Origin of the sequence: Yersinia aldovae 670-83 (genome assembly GCF_000834395.1) — a bacterium.
Lineage (GTDB): Bacteria > Pseudomonadota > Gammaproteobacteria > Enterobacterales > Enterobacteriaceae > Yersinia > Yersinia aldovae.
Map to the genome: position 1 here is coordinate 2,210,215 of NZ_CP009781.1, position 12,928 is coordinate 2,223,142.

The following is a 12,928-nucleotide window of genomic DNA, read 5'->3' on the forward strand; positions in this document are numbered from 1 at the left end:
GCTGGCGGAGGAGCGTGATTCAGACCGGTAATTCGCCGCGGCGGTCTTTACGTTTATAAACCAAAATGGTCAGGACTAACGGCACCACAATCGCCACTAATATCGCAAGAGCATAAATTCCCCAGAACTGCGGTTTGATCGACAAAATACCCGGCAGGCCGCCGACACCAATACCGTTCGCCATCACCCCGGTCAGCCCACAGATAAGGCCCGCCAACGCAGAACCGACCATTGCGCACAGCATCGGGAAGCGATACTTAAGATTAATACCGTACATTGCCGGCTCGGTAACCCCCAAATAAGCCGAAATCGCTGCGGGGACTGAAATCTCACGCTCATTGACCTTACGACTGATGATAATAATGCCCAGTACCGCAGAGGCTTGCGCGATGTTAGACAGCGCAATCAGCGGCCAAACGGGGGTTCCGCCCATGCTCTGAATCATCTGCATATCAATGGCTAACGTAGTCTGATGCACTCCGGTAATCACCAACGGCGCATAGAGGAAGCCAAACAGTGCCGCACCAATCGGAGCGAAGCTGCCGGTCATCACCGCTTTCACGCCCCATGCCACACCATCACCAATCATGCGGCCAAACGGCCCGATCAGTGTATGGGCAAGGAACACCGCCAGCAGCAGTGAAACCACTGGTACCACCACCAAATAGAGGTATGCGGGGATAATTTTCTTCAGATTAGTTTCAATCCAACCCAGTGCCAACCCCGCCAAAATGGAAGGAATAACCTGCGCCTGATAACCCACTTTCTCAATAGTGAACCAACCGAAGTTCCAGACCTCTGGGGTCTGTTGCCCCAGTAGGTAAGAATTCATCAATTGCGGTGATACCAGCGTGATACCCAGCACAATCCCCAATACCGGAGTGCCGCCCATTTTCTTCACGGTCGACCAGCAGATAGCCACCGGTAGGTAGAAGAAGATGGCTTCACCCAGTAACCACAGGAAGTCGTAAATGGTTTTCCACGCCGGATACATCTGCGCCAGCGTTTTACCGTCGGACATCGGAATATCGCCAATCACGTTACGAAAGCCAAGGATCAAGCCTCCGCTGATCAGCGCCGGTAACAGCGGAAAGAAGATCTCGGCAAAGTGAGAAATACCGCGCTCAAACCAAGTCATGTTCTGCCGTGCCGCCAGCTTGGTTTGTTCTTTATCTACCTCATTCCGGCCAATCTTAGCGATTAGCGCCTGATAGTAATCATCCACTTCTGGCCCGATAACCACTTGAAATTGACCGGCATTAGTAAAACAGCCCTTGACCATCGATAGATTTTCGATCTCTTTTGGCGCGGCCTTCGACGGATCATTTAACACAAAACGCAACCGGGTAATGCAGTGGCTGACGGTGGCAATATTCTCTCTGCCGCCCACCAGTACGATCAATTGATCAATATCTTGTTGTTTTACTTTGCTCATTTAATCTTACCTTTCGTAAAGGTGGGATAGCGTGCGAGTTGTAAGGTGTGCTTAATCAAAGCGCTAAGGTCGTTATTAACGACAAAGTCAAACTAGTAGCTGATTAAATAGTCGCCTGTTAAATATTATCCAGATATTAATTATTATGGAATGGGAACGTTCCCAACTTGCGTTGACGATCACAATTTGGCAGCGCTTGGTACTGTTTTTTGTGGTCAACTCATCGTGGAATGGTGTGTCACACAGCAACTAGCAACGGTATAACCCCACCTCAGGCAACAGGATGGCCGTGACGAAAAATAATGCTACCAGAGGTTCAGGCAAGCTTCCCTGGAATTATAATTTGTTGAATTTGATTACTATTATTAAGCTGTTCAAGCAGTTGCTGCGCAGCTTTCATACCTGCGCAGCCATAGCCCAGTTCAACGGACAGGGTATTGGGAAACAGGAAATGCAGCAGCGGCGTATTACCGATACCGCATACCTGAATATGCTGCTGGCTTTGCTGTTGTAAATACTTACTCACACCCATCGCGATGGTGTCAGAGGCACATACCAGCGCCGAGGTATCGGGTTTTATTACCTGAGGCGCTAACAAGAAGCCACTCTGATAACTCAGCTCCCCCAGCGCGACCGTCGCAGTCAGGCCATGCTGTTGGCTATAATCGAGATAAGATTGGTGACGGCGCATCCCGGTTGTGGCATCGGAAGGCTGTACACCGATGTAACTGATATGGCGATGTCCGGCGTGGCGCAGGTTATCCATCAGCAGGCGCACCGCCCCCTCATCGTCGTAGCAGACAGAAGAAAAACCCTCATATTCACGCGCCAGTACCACCATTTTGTCCTGCCACGGGTTAAGCATTTCAGCGCTTAACCCGGAGAAACCAAACAGGATCACACCATCGACATGACGCTGTTGCAGAACATGTAAATGCTCACTGACCAATTCAGGATCAAACTGGCTCTCCATCAAGATAGGGTCATAACCTTGCTGATAGAACAGGGGCAACATGGTGCGAACAGCCTGATTCTCCGAGGGAGAGTCGAGACGTGAAACAATGATACCGACCACTTTATCGCTCTGCCCCCGCATGGCGCGGGCTGATTTTGATGGGGTAAATCCTTGCTGGCGGATCACTGCCTCAACTCGCTCCCGAGTCTGTGGGCTGACACTGCTTTCATTGTTTAATACCCGTGAAACCGTGGATTTTCCAACTCCACTCATGCGGGCAATATCCTTAATGGTCAAACGGTTTTGCATGGTTTACCTAATGTTTAGGTTTGGAAACATATAATAAATGGATTATTTATATTTAACGCAGTTGTGGGAAGTTTATCATGCAAAGAATCAGACTCAGCGCATGATATCCCCATAGCACGCGGCATACAGCTACCCTGACCAGGTTATCTCACCGTTAGGGTGGTTTTTTGACGCGGCAAGAACAGCGATACTGGTTAGTCTCTGGGTGGATGTCGCATAGCGCCTACCCTGTCTTTTAATTTACCGGAGGTGGATTACCCAATGGACCCCGTTCCCTCACCCCGCACCTTTTGGTGTACCCGGTAAGGCCATTCCCCTCTGAAGTGGCAACCTTACCGGATGAAGAGCAATCTGGTAGGCGGTCATAGCGCACACGTTCCCCGCGTTGATCTCTGCTGATTACATTTTTTTGCCATCTCTACGGCAGGTTTGCCGTGGGCGCAACATGAAGATAGTTCATGGCATGACAGTAAGGTTTGAACCATGCAAGTTAAAAATTTCACCCGGCAGTTGCTCAATGTATTGAGCCGTAACCTGCCCCGCCGCCTGATTCGCCGGGAAACCATGTTAGAAGGTCTGCCGCAAGGAAGTGCGGCTAAAGATCTGCCTATCGCGCTGACTCAACAACGTTTGCAATGCGCTAATGAAGCGCCACAACAGCTTTACCAGCGCTTTCAGAGTCACCCTGAGGGGCTAACCGAACCGGAAGCCGAGGCTATCCGCCTGCGAACTGGCAGTAATCTGATTGAGAATCAGCAGGCAACTCGCTGGTGGGTCCATCTGTGGCATTGCTATCGCAATCCGTTTAACTTGCTACTGACCCTGCTGGCCCTAATTTCCTATGCTACCGAAGACCTCACCGCCGCACTGGTGATTGGCGCAATGGTGCTAATTTCCACTCTGATGCATTTCATTCAAGAAGCCCGTTCCAACCGTGCGGCAGATGCGCTAAAAGCGATGGTCAGCAATACCGCCACAGTGGTGCGCAGTGATGCCCATACCGGTAAAAGCGGTCATCGTGAGTTACCCATATCTCAGTTGGTTCCTGGCGATATCATCAAGTTGTCTGCGGGTGATATGATCCCGGCAGATTTACGCATTCTGGTGGCGAAAGACCTGTTTATCAGCCAGGCCGCTCTGACCGGTGAATCGCTACCGGTTGAAAAAGTGGCGCAATGCCGTGAATGTGAAGAACAGAACCCACTAGAGCGGGACACGCTGTGCTTTATGGGCACCAATGTCGTCAGCGGTTCGGCACTGGCTATCGTCATCGGCACCGGTAACCAGACCTATTTCGGTCTGTTGGCGGAACGTGTGACACATCAGGATGAGCAACCTAACGCCTTCCAAAGCGGTATCAGTAAAGTTAGCTGGTTGCTGATTCGCTTTATGCTGGTTATGACCCCGATTGTGTTATTAATCAACGGGTTTACTAAAGGTGACTGGTGGGAAGCGTCACTATTTGCCTTATCGGTTGCCGTCGGCTTAACCCCGGAAATGCTGCCAATGATCGTCACCTCGACGTTGGCGAAAGGGGCGGTAAAACTGTCGAAACAAAAAGTGATCGTCAAACGATTGGATGCCATCCAAAACTTTGGGGCGATGGATATTCTGTGTACCGATAAAACCGGCACTCTGACTCAAGATAAAATCGTGCTGGAGAGCCACACCGACGTATTTGGTGCTAATTGTGAACGAGTACTGCACTACGCCTGGCTTAACAGTTACTACCAAACTGGCTTAAAAAACCTGCTGGATGTGGCTGTATTATCTTCAATGGCTGAGTCAACAGAGGTGGAGCCTCAAGCTGCTGCTACGCTGGCGGGTTATCACAAGATAGATGAGATCCCATTCGATTTCGAACGCCGCCGCATGTCAGTGGTAGTCAGCGGTAAATCTGGCTATCACGAGCTTATCTGCAAAGGGGCGCTGGAGGAGATGCTCTCCATCTGCCGCCATGTCCGCCAGGGCGATGACGTCATCCCCTTGACCGACACGCTGCTGACCCGCATCCGCCGCATCACCGATGAACAAAATCAACAAGGGCTGCGAGTGGTCGCGGTGGCGACTCGCATCATGCCGGATTATCAGCGCGATTATGCCGTTGCAGATGAGTATGACTTGATTTTGGAGGGGTATATTGCCTTCCTTGACCCGCCCAAAGAAAGCACCGCACCCGCACTGCGGGCATTGAAGAAAAATGGCGTAACGGTAAAAATTCTTACCGGTGACAATGAGTTAGTCGCCCGTAAAGTGTGTAAAGAGGTCGGATTATCGGTTGAACACGTTCTGCGTGGCAGCGATATCGAACCGATGACCGACGCAGAGCTAACGGAAGCCACCCGTACCACCACGGTGTTCGCCAAACTCACCCCAATGCACAAAGAACGCATCGTGCAGAACCTGCGCAGTGCTGGCCATGTAGTAGGTTTTATGGGGGATGGTATCAATGACGCGCCAGCCATGCGCGCTGCCGATATCGGCATTTCGGTGGATTCAGCGGTAGATATCGCCAAAGAAGCCGCCGATATCATTCTGCTGGAAAAAAGCTTGATGGTACTGGAGCAGGGCGTGATTGAAGGCCGCCGCACCTTCGCTAACATGCTGAAATACATCAAAATGACGGCCAGTTCTAACTTTGGTAATGTCTTCAGCGTACTGATTGCCAGTGCATTCTTACCCTTCCTGCCAATGTTGCCATTGCATCTGTTAATCCAGAACTTAATGTACGACATTTCGCAAATAGCCATTCCGTTCGATAACGTAGACGAAGAACAACTCACCAAGCCACAACGCTGGAACGCCGGCGATCTGGGGAGATTTATGGTGTTCTTTGGGCCGATAAGTTCAATTTTTGACGTTTTGACATTCAGCCTGATGTGGTGGGTATTTAAAGCCAATACACCGGAGATGCAGACGCTGTTCCAGTCCGGCTGGTTTATTGAAGGGCTGCTGTCACAGACATTGATTGTACATATGATTCGCACACGCAAAATCCCGTTCATTCAGAGCCGTGCGTCATGGCCACTGTGTCTAATGACGCTGGCAGTCGTTGTGGTCGGTATCGGGCTGACCTTCTCGCCACTGGCCGGATTCTTGCAATTGCAGGCGCTGCCACTCGCTTACTTCCCGTGGCTGATTGTGATTCTGACCGGCTATATGGTGACGACGCAGTTAGTGAAAGGATGGTTTGTGCGTAGATATGGGTGGCAGTGATTTGATTTGGTTATCGGCTCGGTTAACATGAGTTTAGTGCTCATCTGCCCTCCGATGCTTTAACCACCAAAGGGGCCATCAGCGTGGCCCCTTATGGAATCCCGCGCTTCGCACTCATCATTTCGCTGACTGAGTGGTGTGATTCGCGCGGGCTCGTCAGCCCGAAAGACGCAGGCGGTGGCGGTGGCAATATTTCGCGCAAGCCACAGGTGTTGTGGCCGGTAATGGCCAGGTCATCACGGAACGATGATCAACCGATAACAATGATCCGATCTGCACTAACAACCGAACTAATCTTTGGATAAACAAGCTCAATCACTAAGCAAATTGCCATTTAAATTCGACTTAAACAATCAATCGCGATTGCCTTAAAACTATCAAAATGCTGGCTGCTCAATAAACGGCTCATCGAACGCTCGCGCACGAAGGTGACGAACAAGTCGTAAATTGCCATTGCTTCTTCATAATCGGTTTTACTAATGGCCAACAGGAAGATGACATAGGCCACCTCTCCCTCCCCCCAGACGATGCCATTGGGCGCCAGCAAAGTGACAACGACCGTCTTCTTGGCTAACAAGCCCAGTGAGTGTGGCAGCGCAATCCCCTCCCCCAGCATGGTGGAAACAATCGCTTCGCGTTCAACCACGGAGGGGTAGAAGTCTGCATCGACAAACCCTTCCTCTTCCAGTTGGCTACACACTTTTTTGAATAACTGCTCTTGCGTCATCGGCTGGTCGATTATCATAAAGTGGTTACTATCAAAAAACTTTTCCAGCATATAGGGCCGGGTACGATCAACCAAGACCAGCTTACCAAGTTGCTCTAACTGATATTCAGTCGGAAACGGTGACATCACCACCACTGGCTTATTTTTTTCTACCAACCGCGAATTCGAAATAATGAAATCTTCGTCGATATAGTCGAGATTTTCGTAATCGCGTAGGGAAATAGTCTGAGTCATCACAATTTGCGGATACTTACGTGAAATCTGCGCCTGAATCATCCGGGTGGTGGAATTACCGGTATCACACACCAACATCACCTGTGGATGGCGCTCATAACCAATATTGTAATGGCGCTCCAGCCCAACCCCGATATGCAGCACCAAATAGCCGATCTCATTTTCACTCAAGCTATAAGGGCTATATTTACCCCAACTGGATACCGCCGCCAATGTCACGTCATAGGCCATCGGATAATGCTGTTTAATATTAGATAACAGTGGGTTAGGGATGGTTATTTGATACTTAACCCGTGTTATCATGGTTTTAATATGGGTAAGTAAATCAATTCGTAACTGCTTATCACCCTGCAAATTGTAGTTATAGTGGGCGTTAATATACGAAAGGATGTAATCCACCAGCGTCTCTTCATCATCGGCATTGATTTCACTGGGGCGACTGGCATCGGCGGGCTGACTGGCCTGCACTCGACGGGCCGCGATATTAACCCGTAAGTACGCCTCTTCTGCTGGCGAAATATCTTTACCTGACAATAACCTAAGCTCGCTTGCCAAACGCCCTGACGCCAGTTTGACTGCCTCATCCACATCTTCTGCGTCGAAATCAGATAAAGGATAACCGTCGGTGATACGCTTGATGGCTACCGCACAGTAGAAAATGAGGTATTGCTCGCCCTCGTCGGTTAAACGCACGGTATATTGAGCCAATAGATCATGCAGCAATCCAGTCAATTCCGGAATGGTTTGCATACTGAGTAGCTCATTTTTCAATAACGGATTATCGGCATCTTGTAACTGTAATTGGAACAACAAATCCGTCAGGCAGGTGCGAATTGCCAGCTCGCTACCAAACAGTTTCATCCCATAGCGCGGTTTGGTTTCGATGGTCAGATGGTATCGATTAAGCCTTTCTCTCACCTCAGCCATATCATTTTGCAATGTGCCACGGCTAACAAACCATTCATCGGCTAAATCTTCCAGCTTCAACGAAAAAGCAGAGGTTAGAAAACGGATTAACAAATAGTGTACCCGCTCATTGGCGGTACGGGGAGTCAGGTGCGTTTTACGATTTTGCTGTTGTAAACCACGAAAACGCTCCGCATCATCGATCATTAAACGATAACCAAAACCCCGGCTATGGACGAAGTGCGCACCATAATGCTCAAGAATATCATTCAACGCCGTGATATCAGCCCGCACTGTACGAGTAGAAACCGCAAAGCGTTTCGCCAACTCATTCTGAGGCAGCGTTTCCGATTGCAGCGCATCGAACATATAGGCCAGACGTTGATAGGGAAATCTCACCGCTCCACTCCGTTATTAAGGGTACTTTTGGTGCCCCCGCGGTTTTACGATGGGCTGCCAACTGGGCTATAACCTGGTACAAAAGTCAATCATAAGTCTAATTCGAAAAACAGCTCAACGCTTGCATTATCCGGTTGATACCATTCTTCGCACCTACTGGCTGGTCGGTGATCCAACGGCAATACTTACTAAAAACTAATGTAAGACATGCTTTTTTTGAAAGTATCACCGCCTATAACTCAGTAGAGTATTTTAATAACTAATGATAAGGAGAGAATTATTATGCCAATTTGCATCTCATCATCCGTAAAATCTAATTCCCAGCTAATAAGGCCCGTAGATACAACACAGAATAAATCCTCAGTACCTATCAAAAAAGTTAAACAAAGAATGCTCTCATTTTTGCACCCATTAGCTAAATCTAAATTAGCGGAAACTGCAATTAAAACAACGCAAGATATCGATAAGCAACTCTCTCCTGGCGTTATCCTAGGTGTAAAGGAGGATATTGCCAATTGGCTACAAAATTATATGGATTCCTCAAGCAAGCATAAAAACTATCTGAATGGCTACACAAAAAAAGAAGATATAGGCCAATATATTAAGATAGAATCTATGCATGAAAAAGACACTGTTATTATACAAGAAACACCTGACACACTAAAAAAATAACAAACTTAATCAAGCAATTACTAGAGGGTCACAGCAAGAACGGTTCTTTGTATAAAGAACTTAAAAAAGTCATGACATCAGAACACACCTTAGGAAAATTATTCAGCGTTGATAAATCTTCAAGCATAGTTACCAAGATTGCTCATGTAATTATTGGTAAAAATATAAAAATCGAAATACATAACAATCAAACAACAGCTTCCCCTAGCATCAAATCCGTAAAAAGTAGCATTCCAGCCCCCAGACCTGAGGATAAATCAACTCAGGTAGATATCAATAAACTAAAAGCTGAGATTGAAAAAAAGTACGATCCATATATTGAGTTAGCCCATTGTAACAAACTCCTCAATGAGTTGTTGTTGATGTATATACAACAGTTTGGGTATTTATCACCGATAAACACAAATGGTTCAAATTTACCTCTACTACGAAAAGAAGGAATATTGGCGTATAACGATTGCGATCTATTGAAATCCGAGTATACAAAACTAGACAATGCTATCCAATCGCATGAAGAGCAGTACAAAGAAAATATGACACTACTGTCAAACTTAACGCCAAAAACAGCAATACTGCCATCACCGGTACCGGACATTATTCAACAAGCCATAGATAACTTAAAAAGTCCTCCTCAGAGTTTATGGGTTCGATTTATCCGTTTTATTTCCCCTGTTCAAGTAGCCAGACAACAGGAAAATAGCCGAAAAATGATAGATAAACTGACTAGTTTGCAAGATTTAGTGCCTCAATTAGAAAAGACCAAACAATTTGAACATGTGGGCAACGCGCCGTGGCTCCATAACATGCTACGTGACCTCTTAATTAAGGCGAAACCGGAAAAGTACTCAGTTAAATTTTTCAAACTCCGCATCAGCCTTCCCTCCCCAGAACGTAAAGCTTGGAAGACCAAGTTGAAAGCCTGGGGCTGTTGAGAAAAACCGGTTAAAAACCCGATGCAATCACCGGCGGGCTACAGATTATCTCAATACACTGAGACTGCGCCGATCATCGCCGCAGTCTCACATCCCACCTTAACTCAGTTTCTGCCAGTAAATCAGTTTGTTACGGCACTATCTTTTTCACGATATCCAACAAGATTTTCACATCAGCCGGGCGGGTATTGCCGGTTTTGCTGTCAATAATCGAGCTGTAGATGTGAGGAATGATTTTGGTCACCCCGGCATCCAGTGCGATTTGCACAATTTGTTCGAAATTATCCAGATCGATACCACCGGTTGGCTCCAACCAGAAACCGGTCGCCGCACAAGCCTCAGCGACAAAACGGTACTCATCAATCGAATCCAATCCATTCATCGGGAAGAACTTCACCGAGCTTCCCCCCATGTCTTTCAACATCGCAATGGCGGTAGTAACCGGAACAATCGCGTCCTTTTGCTGTGAGCTGAGCGGGCCGGTGGAGATTTTTACGTAACCCACTTTACCAGTGGGTGAAATCAGACCATTCACTACAGAATCATGCTGCCCCAGTAACGCACGACTTGGGCCGACACCGGTGAAAACCTGATTCACATGTTGCGGCTGAACCTGTTGTGAGATCTGGCTGACCATAGTCGATTGTTTCGGATCACCGGCCCCCAGGCCAACTGACAAAGCATTATCAATAAGCGCCGCGTACTCGCGCATGTCTTTGACTGCGCTATCAACATCGGGATAATTCTTCGATAACACGCCGACGAGGACATGGCCTTCAGCCGCCTGATAAATCTCACGCGCATTCTCTTTCGAACCGGCCAGCACATTCAGGCAGACACGGTCACGGTAATAATTCGGGGTTAACTTCATCGGTCAGGCTCCTTTAACCAAGTGGTTAATACAACGGTAAATAGTGTCAAGCTGTGGCGGGGTAACACTTCGCACATCAACTTCAATCTTACCTTCGTTAGCTTTATAGGCGCGGAAATAGATTGCGATATCGCCATTTTGCAGCGCGTCCACCAAATCCGGTGTCGAGCGGCCAATTTTGGCTTCATCAAAACTGATTTCGGTACGGGCAATATCACGCCCGGCAGCATCCCAAACTACTTTGGCAGATACGCCATCAACGGTATTTAGCTGGCTGATAAACGGCGTCATTTTGGTTATCATTTGCTGGCCAGTTTCCTTCTCCAGCGTCATATAACTTTCAATGGCACGGGTCAGACCGAGGATACCCTCTTTGCCCACTTTCATCGCCCGCCCAATGCCGCTTGATTGCAATTTCACCCATTCAACATAGGTTTTTTTGCCTAAAACTAGCCCACTGGTTGGCCCTTCAATGGCTTTGGCACCGCTGTAAATCACCAAGTCAGCGCCCATCTGGTAGTAACACTGCAAGTCTTCTTCTGCTGCTGCATCGACAATTAATGGCAATTGATGTTTACGTGCGATCACCACCGCCTGTTCGACTGATAAAATGCTTTTTTGTACGCAATGGTGCGATTTTATATACAAGATCGCGGCTGTATTTGGCGTGATCGCCGCTTCTAGCTGTTCAGGCAAACATTCGTTGGCATAACCAGCTTCGACGACTTTTCCGCCCCCCAGCGTCACCATCGTATCAACTGGCGCACCGAAATTAACGTTGTGGCCTCTTGGTAAGACAATTTCATGCGGCACCGTGCGGGGTGCAGCATGAAGATTAACCCGTAAATTAGCGTCATCTTTCACAATCACCGCGGCGACCGACTGGGCAATCCCGGCGGAAGCGCAGGACACAACGACTGCGCTCTCAACATTTAGCAAGTTAGCAATGTAAGCACCGGTCTTATTCACCAAATCTTTCATTTCAAAGTAATGGTTTAAACCCAACTCTACCGCTTCAACCACATCTTGTCGTGGCGTTGAAACACCCAACATCGTCATGCGACCAGAAGCATTAATTACATGTTTTAACTGGTATTTCTCATAGACTGAAGACATCTTTAGACTTCCCTTCGTCAGTTAACACTACGTCACCAGCTACCACGGCAGCCAGCGGCACCAGGTACTTCTCACCGGTTACCGATTTACCTTCTGAATCATTGAATACCTGAGGTTGCTGCTTAAGCTCAAAAATCGTCAGGTCAGCGTCATAGCCCGTCGCCAGCACGCCTTTATCGGTTAAACGCAAGGCTTGCGCCGCATTTTCTGTTACGCAGGCGATCACCTGCTCAAGGTTCAAACCGATGGTGAAAAATTTGGACATCACCGTTGCCAGGCTGTGCACTGGGCCACTGATGCGGTTACGACAATAAATGTCAGAGCTGATGGTGTGCGGATAAATCCCTTGTTTGATGGCAAGCTCTGCGACATCAAAACTGAAGCTGGCGCTACCGTGCCCCACATCCAGTAACACGCCGCGTTCCAATGCCCGCTGGATAGATTCACGTAAAACACCGGCGGGCGTCAGGATACGATTGGGTTTACCGTTGTAACAGTGGGTAATGATGTCACCCTGCATGAGCAAATCAGCAATTTCGTCCAGATCCGGGGGGTTATTACCAATATGTACCATCAGCGGTAATTGGTTGTTTTCCTGCTGAATTTCTTTGGCACGGACTAGCGGCTTAATGCCATTCTTACCCACTACGCTGCCGCTCATCCGGGCTTTAATACCAATGATAAAACCGGGGTTACGGGCAATCGCCTCGCTAACACTCTGTTTATCAATTTGCGCCATATCAGCTAATTCGTTTTGCGTAACAATGCCAGTTTTCGCAATATTCAAAAAAGCATAGACATGGGTTTTAGCCTCACGGGTCAGGCGGTAAAAATCATCAACATCATTAGCCCCAGTGCTGCCTGCATCCACGACTGTCGTCACACCGCTGGCAACGCCAACCAAATCAGCTTCATCATGATAAATAGGAGATGCGGGATAACAATGAACGTGAGAATCAATCCAGCCGGCACTGATGTAATATTTCCCAGCGAGACTCAACACCTTTCTGGCGGAATAAACCGAAGGTTCGGTTTTATTATGTTCTTCAGCAGTAATAGCTGCATCGACTGCAACTATTTTTCCATCATTAATTATGATATCAACCTGACGACCGTCAACTAATACTGCTTGTTTGATAATAAAGTCATACATTAT

At 47.9% G+C, this 12,928-nt stretch carries 9 protein-coding genes; 3 read left to right on the forward strand and 6 right to left on the reverse strand.

Going from position 1 to position 12,928, the window contains the following annotated elements:
* Positions 1-19: 19 nt before the first annotated feature.
* Together treB and treR are read right to left on the reverse strand one after the other, a co-directional pair.
* A complete protein-coding gene (gene treB, locus AT01_RS10090) occupies positions 20-1,435 on the reverse strand; it encodes a PTS trehalose transporter subunit IIBC (RefSeq protein ID WP_042547060.1) in 1,416 nt (471 codons plus the stop codon).
* A gap of 316 nt (positions 1,436-1,751) precedes the next feature.
* Positions 1,752-2,699: a trehalose operon repressor TreR gene (gene treR, locus AT01_RS10095; protein ID WP_042547061.1), complete on the reverse strand. Its 948-nt coding sequence runs from the start codon at positions 2,697-2,699 to the stop codon at positions 1,752-1,754.
* A 483-nt stretch (positions 2,700-3,182) separates the two neighbouring features.
* Here treR and mgtA point away from each other — a divergent pair, with 483 nt between their 5' ends.
* Positions 3,183-5,915 carry a magnesium-translocating P-type ATPase gene (gene mgtA / locus AT01_RS10100; protein ID WP_042547062.1) on the forward strand — a complete coding sequence of 911 codons (2,733 nt, stop codon included), beginning with the start codon at positions 3,183-3,185 and terminating at the stop codon, positions 5,913-5,915.
* A 334-nt stretch (positions 5,916-6,249) separates the two neighbouring features.
* Here mgtA and AT01_RS10110 read toward each other — a convergent pair whose 3' ends face one another.
* Positions 6,250-8,181 carry a BglG family transcription antiterminator gene (locus AT01_RS10110; protein WP_082039587.1) on the reverse strand — a complete coding sequence of 644 codons (1,932 nt, stop codon included), beginning with the start codon at positions 8,179-8,181 and terminating at the stop codon, positions 6,250-6,252.
* Positions 8,182-8,463: 282 nt separating this feature from the next.
* Here AT01_RS10110 and AT01_RS10115 point away from each other — a divergent pair, with 282 nt between their 5' ends.
* Together AT01_RS10115 and AT01_RS10120 are read left to right on the forward strand one after the other, a co-directional pair.
* Positions 8,464-8,853: a hypothetical protein gene (locus AT01_RS10115; RefSeq protein ID WP_042547064.1), complete on the forward strand. Its 390-nt coding sequence runs from the start codon at positions 8,464-8,466 to the stop codon at positions 8,851-8,853.
* A gap of 47 nt (positions 8,854-8,900) precedes the next feature.
* Positions 8,901-9,785: a hypothetical protein gene (locus AT01_RS10120; protein ID WP_042547065.1), complete on the forward strand. Its 885-nt coding sequence runs from the start codon at positions 8,901-8,903 to the stop codon at positions 9,783-9,785.
* Between the two features lie 130 nt (positions 9,786-9,915).
* On the opposite strand, the gene dagF is transcribed toward AT01_RS10120, so the two are convergent.
* From dagF to AT01_RS10135, 3 genes are read right to left on the reverse strand one after another with little or no spacing between them, the layout of a single operon-like run.
* Positions 9,916-10,656, reverse strand: a complete 741-nt coding sequence (gene dagF / locus AT01_RS10125; protein ID WP_004701411.1) for a 2-dehydro-3-deoxy-phosphogluconate aldolase — start codon at positions 10,654-10,656, stop codon at positions 9,916-9,918.
* Positions 10,657-10,659: 3 nt separating this feature from the next.
* On the reverse strand, positions 10,660-11,772 hold the full coding sequence (locus tag AT01_RS10130; RefSeq protein ID WP_042547066.1) for a DgaE family pyridoxal phosphate-dependent ammonia lyase: 1,113 nt from the start codon (positions 11,770-11,772) through the stop codon (positions 10,660-10,662).
* Complete coding sequence (locus AT01_RS10135) at positions 11,756-12,925, reverse strand: amidohydrolase/deacetylase family metallohydrolase (protein ID WP_042547067.1); 1,170 nt, start codon at positions 12,923-12,925, stop codon at positions 11,756-11,758. The genes AT01_RS10130 and AT01_RS10135 overlap by 17 nt, the downstream gene beginning before the upstream one ends.
* Positions 12,926-12,928: the final 3 nt, after the last annotated feature.

Excerpts from the sequence above, each read along its gene's own strand:
- treB (WP_042547060.1), bottom strand. The coding sequence starts at position 1,435 with ATGAGCAAAGTAAAACAACAAGATATTGATCAATTGATCGTACTGGTG.
- mgtA (WP_042547062.1), top strand. The coding sequence starts at position 3,183 with ATGCAAGTTAAAAATTTCACCCGGCAGTTGCTCAATGTATTGAGCCGT.
- AT01_RS10135 (WP_042547067.1), bottom strand. The coding sequence starts at position 12,925 with ATGTATGACTTTATTATCAAACAAGCAGTATTAGTTGACGGTCGTCAG.
- AT01_RS10130 (WP_042547066.1), bottom strand. The coding sequence starts at position 11,772 with ATGTCTTCAGTCTATGAGAAATACCAGTTAAAACATGTAATTAATGCT.
- dagF (WP_004701411.1), bottom strand. The coding sequence starts at position 10,656 with ATGAAGTTAACCCCGAATTATTACCGTGACCGTGTCTGCCTGAATGTG.
- treR (WP_042547061.1), bottom strand. The coding sequence starts at position 2,699 with ATGCAAAACCGTTTGACCATTAAGGATATTGCCCGCATGAGTGGAGTT.
- AT01_RS10115 (WP_042547064.1), top strand. The coding sequence starts at position 8,464 with ATGCCAATTTGCATCTCATCATCCGTAAAATCTAATTCCCAGCTAATA.